Origin of the sequence: Shewanella saliphila (assembly GCF_014648295.1) — a bacterium.
In the GTDB taxonomy this organism is placed as follows: Bacteria; Pseudomonadota; Gammaproteobacteria; order Enterobacterales; family Shewanellaceae; genus Shewanella; species Shewanella saliphila.
Genome location: NZ_BMQV01000062.1, coordinates 1 through 17562, shown reverse-complemented (window position 1 = coordinate 17562; position 17562 = coordinate 1). Strand labels below are relative to the sequence as shown.

18 protein-coding genes, 1 other RNA gene and 1 pseudogene are annotated in these 17562 nt (G+C 42.4%); 12 read left to right on the top strand and 8 right to left on the bottom strand.

The features are described from left to right. The first annotated feature begins 358 nt into the window (after positions 1-358). From aroK to IEY48_RS18985, 4 genes are all read left to right on the top strand, one after another. Positions 359-874 carry a shikimate kinase AroK gene (gene aroK / locus IEY48_RS19000; protein WP_160051903.1) on the top strand — a complete coding sequence of 172 codons (516 nt, stop codon included), beginning with the start codon at positions 359-361 and terminating at the stop codon, positions 872-874. A 9-nt stretch (positions 875-883) separates the two neighbouring features. Then, the gene (gene aroB, locus IEY48_RS18995; RefSeq protein ID WP_188923136.1) at positions 884-1960 is read left to right on the top strand and encodes a 3-dehydroquinate synthase; all 1077 of its coding nucleotides are present in this window, start codon (positions 884-886) and stop codon (positions 1958-1960) included. Positions 1961-1978: 18 nt separating this feature from the next. Then, on the top strand, positions 1979-3373 hold the full coding sequence (locus tag IEY48_RS18990) for an ATP-binding protein (protein WP_188923134.1): 1395 nt from the start codon (positions 1979-1981) through the stop codon (positions 3371-3373). Positions 3374-3503: 130 nt separating this feature from the next. Beyond that, positions 3504-4340 carry a Dam family site-specific DNA-(adenine-N6)-methyltransferase gene (locus IEY48_RS18985; protein ID WP_188923132.1) on the top strand — a complete coding sequence of 279 codons (837 nt, stop codon included), beginning with the start codon at positions 3504-3506 and terminating at the stop codon, positions 4338-4340. Positions 4341-4618: 278 nt separating this feature from the next. On the opposite strand, the gene IEY48_RS18980 is transcribed toward IEY48_RS18985, so the two are convergent. Together IEY48_RS18980 and IEY48_RS18975 are read right to left on the bottom strand one after the other, a co-directional pair. After that, positions 4619-4798 carry a DUF2970 domain-containing protein gene (locus IEY48_RS18980; protein ID WP_188923130.1) on the bottom strand — a complete coding sequence of 60 codons (180 nt, stop codon included), beginning with the start codon at positions 4796-4798 and terminating at the stop codon, positions 4619-4621. Positions 4799-4803: 5 nt separating this feature from the next. After that, positions 4804-5175, bottom strand: coding sequence for a hypothetical protein (locus IEY48_RS18975; RefSeq protein WP_188923128.1), 372 nt, complete (start codon positions 5173-5175; stop codon positions 4804-4806). Between the two features lie 353 nt (positions 5176-5528). On the opposite strand from IEY48_RS18975, the gene rpe reads away from it, so the two are divergent. Genes rpe through trpS form a run of 3 tightly spaced genes read left to right on the top strand, consistent with a single transcriptional unit; the run spans position 5529 to position 7957 of the window. Next, complete coding sequence (gene rpe, locus IEY48_RS18970) at positions 5529-6203, top strand: ribulose-phosphate 3-epimerase (RefSeq protein WP_188923126.1); 675 nt, start codon at positions 5529-5531, stop codon at positions 6201-6203. Positions 6204-6228: 25 nt separating this feature from the next. Next, positions 6229-6921: a phosphoglycolate phosphatase gene (locus IEY48_RS18965; protein ID WP_188923124.1), complete on the top strand. Its 693-nt coding sequence runs from the start codon at positions 6229-6231 to the stop codon at positions 6919-6921. Between the two features lie 37 nt (positions 6922-6958). Next, positions 6959-7957, top strand: a complete 999-nt coding sequence (gene trpS, locus IEY48_RS18960; RefSeq protein WP_188923122.1) for a tryptophan--tRNA ligase — start codon at positions 6959-6961, stop codon at positions 7955-7957. 109 nt (positions 7958-8066) lie between these two features. Here the strand turns inward: trpS and IEY48_RS18955 are convergent, their stop codons facing one another. The 4 genes from IEY48_RS18955 to IEY48_RS18940 form a co-directional block, all read right to left on the bottom strand. Further along, positions 8067-8642 (bottom strand): BON domain-containing protein, encoded by a 576-nt coding sequence (locus tag IEY48_RS18955; RefSeq protein ID WP_188923120.1) that lies wholly within the window; start codon positions 8640-8642, stop codon positions 8067-8069. Next, a complete protein-coding gene (locus tag IEY48_RS18950) occupies positions 8639-9232 on the bottom strand; it encodes a phosphoheptose isomerase (RefSeq protein ID WP_188923118.1) in 594 nt (197 codons plus the stop codon). Before IEY48_RS18950 ends, IEY48_RS18955 begins: the two co-directional genes overlap by 4 nt. A 127-nt stretch (positions 9233-9359) precedes the next feature. After that, positions 9360-9686 (bottom strand): YraN family protein, encoded by a 327-nt coding sequence (locus IEY48_RS18945; RefSeq protein WP_188923116.1) that lies wholly within the window; start codon positions 9684-9686, stop codon positions 9360-9362. After that, complete coding sequence (locus IEY48_RS18940; RefSeq protein WP_188923114.1) at positions 9683-11515, bottom strand: penicillin-binding protein activator; 1833 nt, start codon at positions 11513-11515, stop codon at positions 9683-9685. Before IEY48_RS18940 ends, IEY48_RS18945 begins: the two co-directional genes overlap by 4 nt. An 89-nt stretch (positions 11516-11604) precedes the next feature. Between IEY48_RS18940 and rsmI the strand changes: the two genes are divergently transcribed. From rsmI to IEY48_RS18920, 5 genes and pseudogenes are all read left to right on the top strand, one after another. After that, positions 11605-12447: a 16S rRNA (cytidine(1402)-2'-O)-methyltransferase gene (gene rsmI / locus IEY48_RS18935; RefSeq protein ID WP_188923112.1), complete on the top strand. Its 843-nt coding sequence runs from the start codon at positions 11605-11607 to the stop codon at positions 12445-12447. Between the two features lie 54 nt (positions 12448-12501). Then, an RNA gene (rnpB, locus tag IEY48_RS18930) (RNase P RNA component class A) lies at positions 12502-12869 on the top strand. A 94-nt stretch (positions 12870-12963) separates the two neighbouring features. Beyond that, a pseudogene (locus IEY48_RS20640) lies at positions 12964-13095 on the top strand (DUF6538 domain-containing protein); the annotation flags it as partial. A 42-nt stretch (positions 13096-13137) separates the two neighbouring features. Beyond that, positions 13138-14469, top strand: a complete 1332-nt coding sequence (locus IEY48_RS18925; RefSeq protein WP_188923110.1) for a tyrosine-type recombinase/integrase — start codon at positions 13138-13140, stop codon at positions 14467-14469. Positions 14470-14516: 47 nt separating this feature from the next. Further along, positions 14517-15437: a hypothetical protein gene (locus IEY48_RS18920; RefSeq protein WP_188923108.1), complete on the top strand. Its 921-nt coding sequence runs from the start codon at positions 14517-14519 to the stop codon at positions 15435-15437. A gap of 156 nt (positions 15438-15593) precedes the next feature. Here the strand turns inward: IEY48_RS18920 and IEY48_RS18915 are convergent, their stop codons facing one another. Further along, positions 15594-16688: a helix-turn-helix domain-containing protein gene (locus IEY48_RS18915; RefSeq protein WP_188923106.1), complete on the bottom strand. Its 1095-nt coding sequence runs from the start codon at positions 16686-16688 to the stop codon at positions 15594-15596. Between the two features lie 5 nt (positions 16689-16693). After that, entirely contained in the window at positions 16694-17428 is a 735-nt protein-coding gene (locus IEY48_RS18910) for a hypothetical protein (protein WP_188923104.1), read from the bottom strand. Positions 17429-17562: the final 134 nt, after the last annotated feature.

Below are 17562 nucleotides of genomic sequence, written 5' to 3'. Positions count from 1 at the left end.
TTCAGCAGTCGCTTGTAACTCTAGAGAAAATTCAGACATAAAAAAATCGGCCTCAGAAATAAATCTAAGACCGATTATGAAGCCTAGAAAAGATCGTTCAAGTCGCTTAAACGATCGGCATTAAGCTTCAAAGCTGGCTTTTTTGTTGTTAATGATTCAGTTTGGTAAGCCATTTTTACATGGCATAATTTGTCGAAAATTAATTAAATCAGTATAAATCGCTGCGATGACTTGCAAGCGATGGCCCTAAACTGAGATAATCCTTCGTCAAGTCTCATTAGAGCAAGGTTAAATTATAGGTCGGCTTGAGTTTAAGTCGATAAGGCATTCTTCCATATAAGATTCAGACGTATACGAAATGGCTGAAAAACGTAATATTTTTCTGGTAGGCCCTATGGGCGCAGGTAAAAGCACAATTGGTCGCCATCTGGCACAAATGCTGCATTTAGATTTCCACGATTCAGATCACGAGATTGAACAACGTACCGGTGCAGATATTGCCTGGGTGTTTGATGTTGAAGGTGAAGAAGGCTTCCGTCGTCGTGAAGCCCAAGTCATCGCTGATCTTTCAGAAAGGCAAGGTATCGTTCTCGCAACAGGTGGTGGTTCTGTTCAGAGTAAAGATATCCGCAACTATCTTTCTGCTCGAGGTATAGTAGTTTACTTAGAAACAACTATCGACAAACAAGTCGCGCGTACACAGCGTGATAAACGTCGCCCGTTGTTACAAGTAGATGATCCACGCGAAGTTCTTGAAAGCTTAGCTGAAATCCGTAATCCTTTGTATGAAGAGATTGCTGATGTCATTGTTAAGACGGATGAACAAAGCGCAAAGATCGTCGCAAACCAAATTATCGAGCAACTAGGCTTTTAGGTAGAACTCATGCAACAGATTCAGGTTCAATTAGGTGATAGAAGTTACCCCATTTACATTGGCCAGAATTTGATGAATGACAGTGAGATTTTTACTCGCTATCTACAGCATAAAAAAGCCTTAATTGTTTCAAATGACACCATTGCTCCGTTGTACCTAAAACAGGTACAGCAGGCGATGAGTGCCTGCACATCTATTGAAACAGTTATTTTGCCAGACGGCGAAAAATACAAAGACTTACAACACCTCGATAAGATTTTTACCGGTTTACTTGAGCATAATTTTGCTCGAGATTCTGTGCTGGTTGCTCTTGGCGGTGGTGTGGTTGGTGATATGACTGGCTTTGCTGCAGCATGTTATCAGCGAGGTATTGATTTTATTCAAGTGCCGACAACCTTACTGTCTCAAGTTGACTCATCTGTAGGTGGCAAAACCGCAGTGAATCATCCGCTGGGCAAGAATATGATTGGTGCATTTTACCAACCAAAGTCGGTGATTATCGATACTTTATGCTTACAGACACTGCCTGCAAATGAATTTGCTGCAGGGATGGCTGAAGTGATCAAATATGGCGTTATTTGGGATGGTGATTTTTTTCAGTGGCTTGAGCAAAATGTACAAGCGTTAAAAGCGCTGGATACTGATGCGCTAACTTATGCAATTGCAAAGTGCTGCCAAATCAAAGCTGATGTGGTTGAGCAAGATGAAACTGAGCAAGGTGTACGTGCGTTGCTTAACCTTGGTCATACTTTTGGTCATGCTATTGAAGCTGAAATGGGCTATGGCGTTTGGCTACACGGTGAAGCTGTTGCCGCTGGCACCATACTCGCGGCGCAAACAGCATACAAAATGAAGCTGTTAGATGAGGTTAGTGTTGAACGTATTACCTTGTTAATGCAAGCATTTGACTTACCGGTCTCTGCACCAGAATCTATGGATTTTGATAGCTTTATCAAACATATGCGCCGAGATAAAAAAGTACTAGGCGGTAAAATCCGTTTAGTGTTGCCAACCCAAATAGGCCATGCTGATGTGTTTAGTGAGGTAAGTGAAGACTTACTTAATCAGGTTATCAGTCGCGCGTAAATACAGTGTGGTGACGTTTTGACAACTTCAGGTCTATTGTTACTTCCCACTCAAGAAGCGCTAGTACAGCGTTTGCAACATATTACCAGCTACAGTGAACAACTGCTGGTGTTATGCGGTGAGAAAGGCGCAGGTAAATCAACGCTTAGTGCTGCGCTGGCAAGTGAGCTTGATGATTACAATTCTGCACTCATTATCTGTCCGCAACATGCCGATAGCGCTGAAATTCGTCGTAAAATTTTAGTCCAGTTAATCTCTGCCCCGATTTTTGATGATGAACGTCCTTTGATGGACACTGTCCTTCGAGTTCAATCAAGCCTCAAGAAACCGCTGCATATTATTATTGATGATGCTGATTACTTGCCTAAAGATATCTGGGCTGAGTGCATTTTATTAAGCCAAATTCAGTGTGCAGGAAAATCTGTAGCAGTGACCATGACGGTTGAGCCGAGTTTCTGGCGAACATTGATGGCCGATCTGACTGATGAAACTCGGGCACTGTTATTACAGGTTAATATTGAGCCGCTGCCGAGTGCTGAGCGTGATGGCCTTTATCAAAGCTTGCTATTACGTAGTCAAAAAACACCCTTTATTCCTCGTGAAATTATCCATAAGCAACTCGAAAAACAAAACGGCACTCCTAAAGAGGTTGTCGAGTTGTTAACCCTGGCGTTAGAGGCACCAGAGGAGGGAACGCAAAGCAAGCCCTTTGCTGTGAGAGTCGCGACATATTTCTTTTTCATTGTCATAGTATTAAGTACTATCTGGTTTGCTTACCAATATACCTCGTTGACGGATACGACAGCTTCAACACAAGAACTCACGGTAGAGCAAACCGCACAACGTCAAAAAGCAAACCAGTATTTGTTAGATTACGCTAAACAAGATTTAGCCGGATACTTTGAACAGCGACAGTTTTCTCAAATAAAAAAAGCTGCAAACGAACAAGCGAATGCACTTATACAGCAACAAGTTGCAGCCAATTTAGCGGACGAGGTTGAAGCCGTAGAACCAGATGTTGTGCCAGCTGATAATCATACCGATATAGAGGTTAACTCTTCTTTAGATGGGTTGTCATTTCAAGGAGAGCTGCCAAAAGCGCAGGCTCAAGCGGTATCTCAGCCTAGCCAAATTGTTGAAAGAGATAACACCCCTGCTAAAATAAAGGGCTTTACCTTACAGCTTGTTAGTGTCCATGATAAATCATCTTTATCGCCTATTTTGGCCAAGCTAGCGCAAGAAAAGCAAGTGTATGTGATGAGTCACCAACAACGGTTTGTGATTTTCCTAGGCGATTTTAATACTGCACCAGAAGCTTCGACTAAAGCAAAGCAGATCCAAACCGAATACCGCCTAGCTGCACCCTGGGTAAGAAAGTGGGCAGACTTAACCGAATATAAGCGACTAGAATAACCTGTTAGCGGTGTGACGCTCAGGTGAAAAATATCGATATCCAAAACAATAATTCCTTTTTAGCCGATGATAAATCGCATTAAACAGAGTACAATCATCAGCTTTAATTTTGCTGGCATAGTTCCTATTCATGATAAAAAAGCATAGAGCCTTTCTAAAGTGGGCAGGCGGAAAATATAAACTCGTTGATGAGCTAGCAAAGCACCTCCCAGATGGAAACCGTCTTATTGAGCCTTTTGTCGGTGCCGGTTCCGTGTTTCTGAATACCGACTACAAGCAATATTTACTCTGTGATATTAATCAAGATTTGATTAACCTCTATGAAATTGTCAAACAGCAACCAGACGTCTATATTAAGGCTGCTAAAGCAATGTTTGTCGATGAGATGAACAACAAAGACGCGTATTATCGTGTGCGTGCAGAGTTTAATTTATCACGCGATCCTTTCACTCGTTCAGTGTATTTTTTATATATGAACCGTCATGGTTTTAATGGCTTGTGTCGTTACAATCGTAAGGGTGGGTTTAATGTACCTTTTGGTTCGTATAAAAAACCATATTTTCCTGAAGCTGAAATCCGCTATTTTTCACTTAAGGCGCAACAGGCCACGTTTAAATGTGTCAGTTACGAGCAAGCGTTCGGCCTCGCTAAAAACGGTGATGTGATTTATTGCGATCCACCTTATGCACCTTTATCAACTACCGCCAGTTTTACCACTTATGCGGGCCCTGGATTTAGCCTTGATGATCAAGCGCTACTTGCGCGTCATTCAAGACATATTGCTCACGAGCGAGATGTTCCGGTATTGATCAGTAACCACGATATTCCTCTTACACGTGAGTTATATCGCGGCGCTTCTTTTTCAACAATTTCAGTGCAACGTAATATCAGCCAAAAAGGCAGTTCACGTAACAAAGTTGATGAGATTATGGCCTTGTATGATCATCACTATCGTCATGATGATTAAGATGCGTTGAGCGGAATCCGTCATTTTGCTCATGATATTAAAGTGTTGAGAGATGAGAGACTTCCTGCCTGGTGTGCTTCCAAAATTGATTCTAAATGAACACCGCCATAGACGTAGTATCGCTTCTACCGCCACTTCGAGCATGTTCTATGTGCATCTCTACTGCATTATCTGCATTGTATTGAATACCACTATACCCAAAGCTTCGGCCTCAACGCATACGCTCCGCTATCATCATTAATACCTTTTCAAGCTAAAAAATAGATGGTGTTTTATGGCTAGCTAAGTACTTGGTTGACTATCAATATTAAGGAAATGACTAAGCCGATGGCTAGGATAATGCCCATAATGATAAAAGGAAGAGGTGATTGAGATTGGAAATCTTTTTGACGATTTTGTTCTGTTTGCACCCCAAAGAAGGCTGCAATCGTGCTACTGAATACGCGCCAAAATGACATAATGGCTATATTTTTTCAGAGCTAGTCGAGTTGGGTAAATCTTGCAGGGGTTTATCTTTGTGGCCGTGAATTAATTCGAGTAAATCAATAAAATGAAATTGACTAGAACGGCTGTTGCCTGTGACCCAATTACCCCAACTGACATTGTTTGATTGTTCGGCACAACGGTTTGAAGGGTGGCTACTTGGCAAGCTGTTGTTGTAGCCTTTGGTGTTATCGCAAACACAAGCTTTAGTTTGAGCGGATTCGACCTCATGGGCCATCATGGCTTGGCTCAACAATAAAGCGCAGGCAGATGTTGCAAATACAGCATAAACCGGTGCTGGTAAAAATTTACCATCACGACCAGAAATCTTGCTCAATAATTGCTTAACCATAAGGTTTGCCCTATCCGTGGTTTGTGTCTAATACCTAACATTGTGTCACCGCATTAATATAGCAATGACAGCGTAAAAGTGCCAATGTTGTCGCGGTTATTAAATTAGGGTTATAACAGAGTTGGTATTAAACAAGTGTTAAAATGTAACTCTACATTTTATAACTCGAATATTATAGCAAAATAGCTTAGTTATTGAACACTGCTTTATTGGCTAAACACAACAAATCCGACTTGTGGTCTATTTTTTAGTAAATATCCCTAATAGAAAAGGCTTTTTTGCCATTAGAGCCTAGAGGCTTAGGGCTGCAAAGGGTAAAATGTCGTCACTTTGATCTGCCTATAGAGAAGATTATGCGCCCATTTTTAATTGCACCATCAATTTTATCAGCCGACTTCGCCCGTTTAGGTGACGATGTACAAGCGGTATTAGACGCCGGTTCTGACGTGGTTCACTTTGATGTGATGGACAACCATTACGTTCCTAACCTGACCATTGGCCCTATGGTTTGTAGTGCATTACGCAACTATGGGATTACCGCCGATATCGACGTTCACTTAATGGTAAAGCCTGTCGATCGTATCATTCCTGACTTTGCTAAAGCTGGGGCTTCAATCATTACCTTTCATCCAGAAGCATCTGAACATGTTGACCGCACACTGCAGTTAATTAAAGAGTCTGGCTGTAGAGCGGGTTTAGTATTTAACCCTGCCACTCCTTTGCATTATCTTGACCATGTTATGGATAAATTAGATGTGATTTTACTGATGTCAGTGAATCCTGGTTTTGGTGGTCAGTCATTTATTCCACATACACTCGACAAGCTTCGCCAAGTTCGTGCGCTTATTGATGCCAGTGGCTTTGATATTCGTTTAGAAGTGGATGGCGGCGTTAAAGTTGACAATATCGCAGACATAGCCGCCGCAGGTGCCGATATGTTTGTTGCAGGTTCAGCTATTTTCAATCAACCGGATTACAAAGTGGTGGTTGATCAAATGCGTGCTGAATTGGCAAAAGTTGAATCTTAATTCTGAAATTTTTACGAGGTATCCGATGAGCCAATGGGCAAACATTAAAGCAATTGCGTTTGATTTAGACGGTACGCTCATTGACAGTGTGCCTGATTTAGCGGCAGCGACCAACGCCACTTTGGTTGAGTGTAATTTGCCACAAGTGTCGGACGCATTAGTGCGCAGTTGGGTGGGTAATGGTGCGCAAGTATTGATGCAAAGAGCATTGAGTTATGCGTCTTCAATGGCAGAGGACAGCACTGAACTGCAAACGCAACTAGAGCAAGTTATGCCGCGTTTTATGCATCATTACGGTGAACATCTGCAACAGCACAGCTTGTTGTATCCACATGTTCTAGAGACGTTGCAACAGTTAACGCAAGCCGGCTACAAGCTTGCGATAGTGACCAATAAGCCGTACCGTTTCACCGTGCCGTTGTTAACCGCATTTGGCCTTGATGGGTTATTTTCTGAGGTATTAGGTGGTGATTCACTAACGAAAATGAAACCAGACCCAATGCCGCTGCAACATTTATTACAACAATGGCAACTAGATAGCACGCAATTACTGATGGTTGGCGACTCAAAGAATGATATTTTGGCCGCTAAAGCTGCAAATGTCATGTCGATTGGCTTGACCTACGGCTATAACTACGGCGAAGATATTGGCCTTAGTGAGCCTGACGCAGTATGTGAACACTTTGCTGACATCGGCAAATATTTACAGTCACAATAATTTGAATTTTATAAGATAATCTGGAGCAATAAAACACATGACCAAACCCATAGTTCTCAGCGGTGCACAGCCATCAGGCGAATTGACCATAGGTAATTATATGGGCGCACTACGTCAATGGGTTGCCATGCAAGATAGCCATGATTGCTTATATTGCGTTGTTGATTTGCATGCCATTACGGTGCGTCAAGACCCGCAAAAACTGCGTGAGGCGTGTTTAGACACGTTAGCACTATACCTTGCATGTGGTGTCGACCCGAAAAAAAGTACTGTGTTTATTCAATCACAAGTGCCGCAGCACACTCAGTTAGGTTGGGCATTAAATTGCTACACCCAAATGGGCGAGCTAAACCGCATGACCCAATTTAAAGATAAGTCGCAAAAGCATGCCAATAACATTAACGTTGGTTTGTATGGTTACCCAGTATTAATGGCTGCTGACATTTTGCTTTATCAAGCGAATGAAATCCCTGTGGGACAAGATCAAAAGCAACATCTTGAATTAACGCGCGATATCGCAACGCGTTTTAACAATGCCTATGGCGATACTTTTACTATTCCTGAGCCGTTTATTCCTGAACACGGTGCCAAGGTGATGTCGCTGCAAGACCCGATGAAAAAAATGTCTAAGTCAGATGATAACCGCAATAACGTGATTGGTTTACTTGAAGATCCTAAAACGATTTTAAAGAAAGTAAAAAAAGCCATGACCGACAGCGAAGAGCCGCCAGTTGTGCGTTTTGATATCGAGCAAAAGCCAGGTGTATCTAACTTGCTTAGCTTAATGTCTGGCTGTACTGGGCAATCTATTGCGTCGTTAGAGGCTGAGTTTGAAGGCAAGATGTATGGCCATTTGAAAGTGGCCACCGGTGAGGCTGTTGTTGGCATGCTTGAACCGCTACAAGCTCGTTTTAAAGAGTACCGTGCTGATGATGCATTTTTAAGACAAGTCATGGCTGACGGTGCTGAAAAAGCCCAAGCGCGTGCTGAAGTGACCATTAAAAAGGTCTACGAAAAAATTGGTTTGATTGTATAACGTAAGTCCGACTATCTACTAAAGCCAGCTATCATTTGCTGGCTTTTTTATGCATAAAAAAGCCATCGGTTATCGATGGCTTTTTCAATCTAATCACGGTGTCACAGGGTTAGGTTTCAGGTTCAATATACTCAAACACTTTAACCACTTTACGAACGCCTGCAGTATTACGGGCAATCTCAACCGCTAAGTCAGCTTGTTTACGATCAATTAACCCCAACAAGAACACTTCGCCATTTTCAGTGACCACTTTGATACGGGTAATATCCAAGGACTTTTCATTTAACATGCGGCCTTTGACTTTGGTTGTGACCCAGGTGTCATTGCTACGTGTGGTAAATGATGTTGGCGTACCAATACGTATCTGGTTGTGAATTTTACCGCCAATCTCTAACTCTTGTACCACTCTAATTGCTTTGTCACGTAGCATTGAATTAGGCGCTTGGCCTATCATTAGCACATTGCTATTCATGACTACTGCAGCAATATTGGTTTGATTATTTAAGTCATCGTGTTTTGACAAGGCACTGGCAATCGTAAAATCAGCATTAGTGTCGCTAATTTGCGTGCTCATGCTGCGCTCGTCATTGGCCATTTTGGCGCCACCCACAGCACCAACCATAACCGCACCAGCACAACCTTGAAGTAATGCTAGCACTGCGATAACCAATAACCGGGTGATCATGCCATCTCATCCTGTGGGAATAGAGTACGGTCAATGTTGTCGCACAAGCAGTGAATCACCAATAAGTGAACTTCTTGAATACGTGCAGTGACATTAGAAGGCACACGGATTTCAACATCGCCAGCACTCATTAGGCCAGCCATTGCACCGCCATCTTTACCGGTTAATGCAACAATGGTCATGTCGCGGCTTAATGCAGCTTCCATGGCTTTGATGACGTTACCCGAGTTACCGCTAGTTGAAATAGCCAGTAAAATATCACCCGGTTGCCCAAGGGCTAAAATCTGTTTAGAGAAAATCTCATCGTAGCTGTAATCGTTAGCGATAGCGGTAATCGTTGAGGTATCGCAGCTTAATGCTATTGCTGGTAATGGCGGACGTTCAATTTCATAGCGGTTAAGTAGTTCAGCAGAAAAATGCTGTGCATCGCCCGCGCTACCACCATTACCACATGATAGGATTTTATTACCGCCAAGTAGACATTGCACCATCATCTCTGCCGCTTTTTCAATTGACTCAGGTAGTGCTTCTGCTGCATCAATTTTGGTCTGAATCGATTCGGTGAAACTATCTTTAATACGTTCTAACATGTAACAATCCTTACGCTAATTTATGTCTATCTATGCCGAAGGTAAATAGACTATTGGCTAATCGAGCTGCATCGGTAATTTGGCCGATATGATGCCATAAAACCAAGTCATGGTAATCAGTTACGGCTTAAAAACAGCCTTGTAGCCAGTTTATTTCATCATTATTCATCGCGATGACATCAAAGCGACAAGGTGGATTCAATTTCTGTCGTTGTAAATAGTGATCAGCCGCTAAGCGGATCCGAGTAATTTGCTTTTGAGTCAGCGCATTTAGTGCGCCCCCAAATTGATTTGAGGCTCGGTATTTCACTTCTACAAATACCCATTCATTTTGTTGGCGCATGATTAAATCAATTTCACCAAACGGGTAACGCACATTAGCCGCTATAAACGTCAGACCTTGTTGTTCAAGATAAGTTCGCGCTCGTTGCTCAGCTAATTGGCCGCGATTCATAGCGGTTTTAATTGTCCTTTGGTGTACTGCCCCCAAGATAATTGACGGTCAATTACGCCATTTTGTTTCACTGACAGCGCACCGCTGCGGCCCATAAATTGGTAACCAGGAAACGCGCGCATTTGTGCTAGGCGGTTAACCAGCTCTAATGAATCAAAGCCCATAACATAAAGCCTTTTTTGGCTGTTACTCCAGGTGCTCCACAGTTCAGACACCATTTGGGTTTCATTGCTTGGGCGCATTAACCAAGGAATATCACTAATCATCAATTTGTTAAGGTCTTGCGCTGCCTGAGTCGACTCGTTCTCTAACCGGCTGCGGCTCGTAGTGTATAACGCCACAGGTTCAGAAAACACACTAAAGTTAACGTCTAAAAATGGCTTCAATAATGCGAGATCTTGCGAGCCAGAAATCATATAGATAGCATCAATATCCTGGCGAGATCGAAAATCAGATTCTAAACGGCTGCCCAATAAGTCACGCATTCTGCTAATACGTGCCTGACTGTCTTTTACGCCTAATGCCTCTTGCACGGTAAGTTTCATTTGGTCGCCAGCATCATAATAATGAACTTCGGCATTATTGTTGGTCAATGCAAGCCAAGTTTGTTTGAAACTGTCGGCCATACGCTTGCCAATGGGGTCATTGCTGGCAAGCAGCAAAGGTAATTTAACACCATCATTAAACAATTTATGCGCAGCATCGCTAGCCTCTTGTGCTGGCGATAACGAAAAATAAAATTGATTTGGTTGTGGGGTAAAATGCTCTGTTTGGTTTAAGTATAATTGCGGCACCGTATTGGTCAGTTTGTCATTCATTTTTTGAAGCTCTTCAACTTCATTAGGCAGTAACGGACCAATAATAAACTCAGCACCTTGGGTAACTGCTTCATTGTAAGCGTTGGTAGCGCCGAGCTGTGTATCATAAAAATTAATGGCCACATTGTTGTCGTATTCAGACAAATAGCTGGCAATAATACCCTGACGAATAGGCTCTGCCACAACCGCGCGCGGGCCAGTAAGAGGTAATAAAACGGCAATGTTTTGCGGGCGATAAGGCTTAGCGTTTAAGGCTTTTTCCAAATCACCTGGTAATTTGATGGCCGCAGGGTGATAAGGATTATTACGTTGCCACTCACCTAAGTAACGTACAAGTTGGGTAGGTTCTACTGCATAATGTTTAGCAATAAACGTCAGTTGTAACCAACCCGCAAAAATAGGGTTTGACGGATCGCGCATAAAAGACTGTACGGTTTCTTCTTGTAGCGGTTGTAATAACGACCAAATCACATCGTTAACTGCAGTGGTTTCAGACTTAGGTAAGTAGTTACTCAATAGGCTAAGCTGCTTAGCTTGTTCAATTGGCTGCTGAGTATTTTTAAATAATTTTGCTTTAAATTGATGGTAACTTGCCATCTGCCAGCGAGGTAGCTGCCAATGTGGTGGATACTGCAATAAGTTTAATGCGGCTTCGCTGCCATTAGTCTTCTCAACAATACGGGCGCGCAAATAAATATGTTCAGCCTGAAGCGTCGGCACGTTAACCATCGTCTTTTGCATTGAGGTTAAAATGTTGGTGGCCGAATTCACATTGCCATTATTAATATAGGCATGTGCAGCGAGTAGTAAATAACGATCACGCTTTTCTGGTAAACTGCTATTTTTGGCTTCGGTTAAGTAGATTTTAGCCGGATGTTCGGCGGCAACCAATGATGTGCTTATTTCAACATATTCTCTTTGTTTTCGTTGCTGGTCGGTAGCACAGCCTACCAATAAGACAGAGAAAATTATCGCGCACACAAATTTTGTCGTATTCAGTCTTTTTAACACTTGGCTTCACTCTGTTAAGATACTGGCACTAGTTTAACCTGCTCTTACGCTGGGCGAAAGTATCAGGTAGATTCATTATCGAGGTAATTATGGACCAAATGGTCGCGCTGTATATTGTACCCACCCCTATTGGTAATTTAGGCGACATCAGCGCTCGTGCATTGGCGGTGTTGCAACAGGTCGATTTAATTGCCTGTGAAGACACAAGGCACAGCGGCAAGTTGCTCAGTCACTTTGGTATTGAAACCCGTAAAACGGCTCTGCATGATCATAATGAACGTGACCGTGCCCAATGGATTGTTGAACAACTTAATCAAGGCAAATCGATAGCGTTGATTTCAGATGCGGGCACACCATTGATTTCAGACCCAGGTTATCACCTCGTCAATCATGTGCGTCAAGCTGGTCATCGGGTTGTGCCTTTACCGGGCGCTTGCGCTGCTATTACCGCATTAAGTGCATCAGGCTTACCGTCTGATCGTTTTAGTTTTGAAGGTTTTTTACCATCAAAAGAAAAAGCCCGTATCGATAAGCTTGAAATGCTTAAAGAAGATCCACGCACCTTAATTTTTTACGAGTCACCGCATCGGATTGTATACAGTTTAAGCGCTATCGCACAAGTATTGGGCAACGATAGGCAAGTGGTTATGGCACGCGAAGTCACCAAAACCTTTGAAACATTTTTAACCGGAACCGCAGCAGAAGTGCTAAGTGCGGTGCAGGCTGACGATAACCAGCAAAAAGGTGAAATCGTGTTAATGTGCCACGGTTTTGCCTTATCTGATGAAGAAGGCATCCCAGCGGTTGCCGTGGCAACACTAAAACTGTTAAGCGAAGAATTACCGCTTAAAAAGGCAGCCGCTATTGCAGCGCAGATCCACGGCTTAAAGAAAAATGCCTTGTATAAATACGGCCTAGAGTTGGATTTATAACTGCGAGAGCTTTTTAGCATTGGTTTGTCGGCGTGCTTACGCTATAATCCGCGCCGAGTTGGCCAGACAGTTGCCGCGTACTTAGGTACGGGGAGGAAAGTCCGGGCTTCAAAGAGCAGGGTACCAGGTAACGCCTGGGCGGTGTGAACCGACGACAAGTGCAACAGAGAGAAGACCGCCATTTTGGCTTTGGCTAAGATGGTAAGGGTGAAAGGGTGCGGTAAGAGCGCACCGTGCGGCTAGCAATAGTCCGTAGCAAGGTAAACTCTACCCGAAGCAAGACCAAATAGGGTTCCATTACTTTAAATAGTATGTGCGCTGCTCGCGTAGGAACCGGGTAGGTTGCTTGAGCCTGTGAGCGATTGCAGGCCTAGATGAATAACTGTCCACGACAGGACCCGGCTTATCGGCCAGCTCATTGAATATGTGGTAACCGTCTGTTTTCAGGCGGTTACCCAATTCTCTTACTTCAAAACATTCAGTTGGTACACAACTTGAGACATAAGTTGGTACACAATGCGCTACATCTTCCAGAGAAATCACACATATTACTTCCGTTATAGAGTCCCCTCTAGATTCAAACGATACACTTCAAATTCTGAAATAAAATATTCTTTGTTTACTGACTCTTATAGTCAAGCTGTTGATAGAATAGCCCCAAAGCTAGCAATTATCAGGCGTATCAAAAGTATGAAATCTCCACATATCTCTTTAAAGCAGTTATTTGCAGAACTAACAGATTATTCTTGGGCTGACAGTCTTCAAGAGCATGAAAGAGACCTTCAGAACGAAAGTAATGCTACGACCATGTTTGAAGTTATGGGTGATGACATTAGAGATAGCCTTAAAAATGGTGGTGGTAAGTACGAGCCTTCAGAATACGGCTTAAAAACCCTTCCACCAGCAGAAATAGAACCTAGGCGTGATTTCGAGCAGTTAGCTTTAACCCTGTCAGAGGCCATGATTGAGCGTATATGGAATGGTAGGTCTGAGACTTTTGATAGCTTATATCATAAAGCGAAAGAGCAGTCAGAGGTCGATACAGTTGTCGCTAAGCCATACTTGTTGAGTGAAGCTTGGGCGGATTTCAGAGTGTACAAGAGTAGTTGGAGTCACAAAGTAGCAACCCAAAATACCCGTTATTACAAAATAATGATTGAGTTTTTTGGAGACATTGATGTCACTTTTGTCAATAGACAGATGATTAAGGCTTTGCTGTCACGCTATCAAGATTTCCCTAGGGGGAATATCAAGCCATATAACAAAATGTCAATAAAGGAAATTATGGCTATTGATGAAAATGAAATAGCAGATTCTGATAAAATAGTTACAAAATCTGTAAAAACTTTCATGGGTGTTTTTCAGGGCTTTTTTAGTACTTTTCTAACAAAGGAAAAGGATATCTTTTTAACTGCGCCTACAGATAACGTGATTTATGAGGTGAAATCACCAAGTTACGCTAGTTTTTCAGATACTCAAATTAAGAAGCTCAAAAATAAAGCCATAAAACTAGATGGTTGGAGGCAGTGGACCATTCTCTTGGCTATTTTTACTGGGGCTAGAAGGGGAGATATCGTTGGTTTAACAGGTGACAGCTTAAGGTTGGATGATGATACTCAGAGATATTACCTTTGGATTGAATCTGGTAAAACTGACGCCGCAACCAGACCAATTCCGCTACATAAAGACCTAATTGAACTTGGATTTGTTGAGTTTGCCCAGCAATGCGATAGTCACCTTTTCCCTGAGATAGTTAGCAACCCTAACAGATTAACTTATCACGCTCAGTCTTTAATGGAGGAGCAAGATATACCAGCTAGCAACGACAAAGGGCAGCGGTACACGTTACATAGCTTCAGGCATTCATTTATCACAAAGGTTCAACAGTGCGGTGTAGGTACGTCTCTATTTCAGACTGTAGTCGGTCACCAGAAGACCGAGCTCGGAATATCGAAGCGATATACTCATGATTTTGATGTGAAGTCATTACTTGTAGTGGTAGATTCTATTGATGATTGGTAAGTGTATTAACCTGATTATAAATGCTTTTGGCTATCTAAGGAGGGGGTGTGAAAGGAGCTAATGAAAAAGCTGTTGCAGAAAGTGAGATAAAGGGAATTAATAGTAAAAAAGTAGACAAAAGTGTTGATTCTCTAAATTGGGTATTAAAGCTATTTGGTTTGATGACTTTGGTTTCTGCTCTGTTTGGGGTTGGATATCAAAAAGGGGTTATATTGGCTATGGGGCTGGGAAACATCTCGGGAAACTATGAAGTTAGAGAGGTTTTTAACTCAGCTGTTTTGGGCTATATACACTTGATGAGCAAGCTAGGAATTGATAATTATTGGGGAAGCCTAGCTGATAGATTGAACGCAATATTATTCCATAGTCCCTTTCTAATTATAATAGCCTTATTAAGTGTGATTATTGCCTCCATGTATTTCAGGAGCGCGAGAGTTAGAGTTGCGGTTAATAAAGTTAAGAGAACCTCTCAAAGGCTTGCAAAAAGGGTGTGGATAAAGTCCTCGTTAATCGTTATTGGGCTTGTCTCTAGCTTTACGGTATTTATGGCAGCAGGTGTTACCTTAGCTCACCTAATTCCAATGTTGGTGGCTGTATTGCTACTGCCAACGTTAATTGGTTACATGGCTGGAAATGACTATATAAAGCAAAGCATGAGTGGCGATGTTTGCGTAGTTGCTACAGCTAAAATGCTCAAGGAAGAACACATAAGGCAGTGCACTCAGATACTTATAAACGGGAATAAAATTATGGGTGAAATAGTTTTGGAGAATGCTAGTGGGTATTACATTCACCGAAACCGTTCTTTTGTGTATGTAGCGAAAGATGGAAAATCCTGCCTTTATTCTATTTTTGAAAAGTCTGATATTGCTAAGACTGCTGAAGACTTTTCGTTCGAGGATGAGGGTTTAAGCTCATTTTGTGGTGCGGGAGCTTCGAGTGGGGCTCAGAGCATCCAAACTCAGTAGCTAGGAGGGAATCGCTACCACTAGCATGAGGAGGTGCTGGTGGAGGTGTCTAGTGGTGAATGATGGTGCCTTCTTGGCTCTATTGGAATTTTGAAATCCGCAAGGCTTATGCCAGCCATTTGTTGAAGGCCTATTATCAAGGCCTTCCTGTGCTTCTCAAACTAAGGTAAGCGAGGGTTTTGTTCGTAGTACATGTTCTTTGGCTTTCTTGGGGTTCGATACAACACCAAGCATAAAGAGCAGCCCTGTAACTTCGTCGATAGGAAGGTTTAGCTCATTTGAAATTGTTCTAACGCTAACGCCCCTAGCTTGGAGTGCTGCTAACAGTTGCTTTATTAATTTTGAAGTTTCCCTTGGAATGCCATCTATTTCATTGGTTCGAAGGCCTAGTTTGCTGGCATCAATGATTAATGTTCGGTATTGCCACTCAGTGATGACCCCTAGATTTTTCATATGAAATATTAAAGCCATAGCCGAAACTTTCCAGTTTTTCTTAAGCTTTAAAATATTATCGATTGTTAAAAACTTTCCGCTATACGGTAGAACTGTATCTCTAGGCATTAATAAGAACGCTGCAAACCTATCTGCCTCCCTTTCAATCTCCTTACCCTGTGGAATCTCATCTCTATGTAGTATTAAATGTCCGAGCTCATGAGCAGCATCAAACCTACTTCTTTCTCCTGATTTTTTGGTATTTAAAAACACATAAGGCGTGCCATCCTTCCAGAAAGAAAAAGCATCTACAGAGAGGGTGTTTTCATCTAAGCTAAAGACCCTTACTCCATGCTTTTCTAATAGATTAATCATATCGCCAACGCTTTGAGAGCCTAGATTCCATTCAGTTCTAATTATTGATGCTGCTAACTCTGGGTCGCTCCCCGTTAAATTGGGGATATTAATGTCTACGGGGTTAAACCTGTCACTAAAATAAGAATTTAACATTACCCCTATAGCGCCAGCCCCTACAGCGGCATGTTGTTGAGAGGCTTTCATGCTTTTTAGCGACCGAAATGATATAGCGTTATTTTCAACTTCATCAACGTCATCCGAGAAGAAGAACTCTGCTGGGTAATTCAAAGCCTTCGAGAATGCGTCAATTGTCGCGTCTTTAGGTTGAGAGGTGCAGCGTTCTTTTTCGTATTCAGATACCATACGAGGAGTTAGTCCTACCGACTCAGCTAGCGACTTGAGTGTGAGTTGTCGCCTAGTTCTAGCTAGCTTGAGTCTGGAGGGGTTAAAATGTGTATTCATAGTAATTAAAGTGTGTCTTTGGGGGTTAAATCAAAATCAAAGTCTTCACTAAACTCTGTTGATTCCGATTCTGTTAGTGTAGTGTCGAATGGAATGGCATCAAATATTATTCTATCAGCCCAGCTCGAAACTTTAACCTTGCCGTTGGTTCCCACGTCTGTGATACCAATAGGTAGCGAAAGTTCATATCTAAGCTCTTTCTTTGCTCGGTCGAAATGATATAGGAGTATCCAGAGCTCATGACCGTCAACGGATTCGTTTTGGTTTAATATATCATCTAGAATGTCATCGGCATCAAACTCATCATGACTATCATTAAAAAGGTTATAGGTTTGACCTAGCTGCACATTTCGCTGTACTTGGCTTTTTGTTTCTTCGCCTTTACCGTTTTTAGTGCTTGGTTGTGAGTTAGGGGTTCCTGTGTCTTTATCGCCACTTGTCACGATTAGGCTAATTTGATAATCAGCATTAATAGTGAGTGACTGCCCTTTTTGATTCAGCTTTTTCCAACCAGACTCATTACCAAGAAGCTGCGCTCTTAGGGCGGCTATCATAGCAAAAGAAGCTCTAGAGCCTGCCGCATTGACTGGTGCTAAAGGGCTAGTTAGTTTGAAATCCGCAAGGCCAGCAGTCGCTGTATTTTGCAATACTTCTTTATTTAAGCCTAGCTTGGTTAAAGATAGGTCTCTTTTAGATTGATGCTGAGTAGGTTGAGCGTTAGCAAGTTTAAGGTTGGACATTCAGTAAGCCTTATGTGGTATGAAGTTTAATAACGATGCAACTCGTACTTCCTATTTTACCCTCATTTGCGAGGAAAAAACAAGAAGTGAACGATTTACTGTTAACTTGGGGGGGGGGGGGGGGGGGGTTCTTT

Excerpts from the sequence above, each read along its gene's own strand:
- aroK (WP_160051903.1), top strand. The coding sequence starts at position 359 with ATGGCTGAAAAACGTAATATTTTTCTGGTAGGCCCTATGGGCGCAGGT.
- IEY48_RS18955 (WP_188923120.1), bottom strand. The coding sequence starts at position 8,642 with ATGATCACCCGGTTATTGGTTATCGCAGTGCTAGCATTACTTCAAGGT.
- IEY48_RS18965 (WP_188923124.1), top strand. The coding sequence starts at position 6,229 with ATGAGCCAATGGGCAAACATTAAAGCAATTGCGTTTGATTTAGACGGT.
- aroB (WP_188923136.1), top strand. The coding sequence starts at position 884 with ATGCAACAGATTCAGGTTCAATTAGGTGATAGAAGTTACCCCATTTAC.
- IEY48_RS18975 (WP_188923128.1), bottom strand. The coding sequence starts at position 5,175 with ATGGTTAAGCAATTATTGAGCAAGATTTCTGGTCGTGATGGTAAATTT.
- rsmI (WP_188923112.1), top strand. The coding sequence starts at position 11,605 with ATGGACCAAATGGTCGCGCTGTATATTGTACCCACCCCTATTGGTAAT.
- IEY48_RS18950 (WP_188923118.1), bottom strand. The coding sequence starts at position 9,232 with ATGTTAGAACGTATTAAAGATAGTTTCACCGAATCGATTCAGACCAAA.
- rpe (WP_188923126.1), top strand. The coding sequence starts at position 5,529 with ATGCGCCCATTTTTAATTGCACCATCAATTTTATCAGCCGACTTCGCC.
- IEY48_RS18980 (WP_188923130.1), bottom strand. The coding sequence starts at position 4,798 with ATGTCATTTTGGCGCGTATTCAGTAGCACGATTGCAGCCTTCTTTGGG.
- IEY48_RS18945 (WP_188923116.1), bottom strand. The coding sequence starts at position 9,686 with ATGAATCGCGGCCAATTAGCTGAGCAACGAGCGCGAACTTATCTTGAA.
- trpS (WP_188923122.1), top strand. The coding sequence starts at position 6,959 with ATGACCAAACCCATAGTTCTCAGCGGTGCACAGCCATCAGGCGAATTG.
- IEY48_RS18915 (WP_188923106.1), bottom strand. The coding sequence starts at position 16,688 with ATGAATACACATTTTAACCCCTCCAGACTCAAGCTAGCTAGAACTAGG.
- IEY48_RS18985 (WP_188923132.1), top strand. The coding sequence starts at position 3,504 with ATGATAAAAAAGCATAGAGCCTTTCTAAAGTGGGCAGGCGGAAAATAT.
- IEY48_RS18910 (WP_188923104.1), bottom strand. The coding sequence starts at position 17,428 with ATGTCCAACCTTAAACTTGCTAACGCTCAACCTACTCAGCATCAATCT.
- IEY48_RS18925 (WP_188923110.1), top strand. The coding sequence starts at position 13,138 with ATGAAATCTCCACATATCTCTTTAAAGCAGTTATTTGCAGAACTAACA.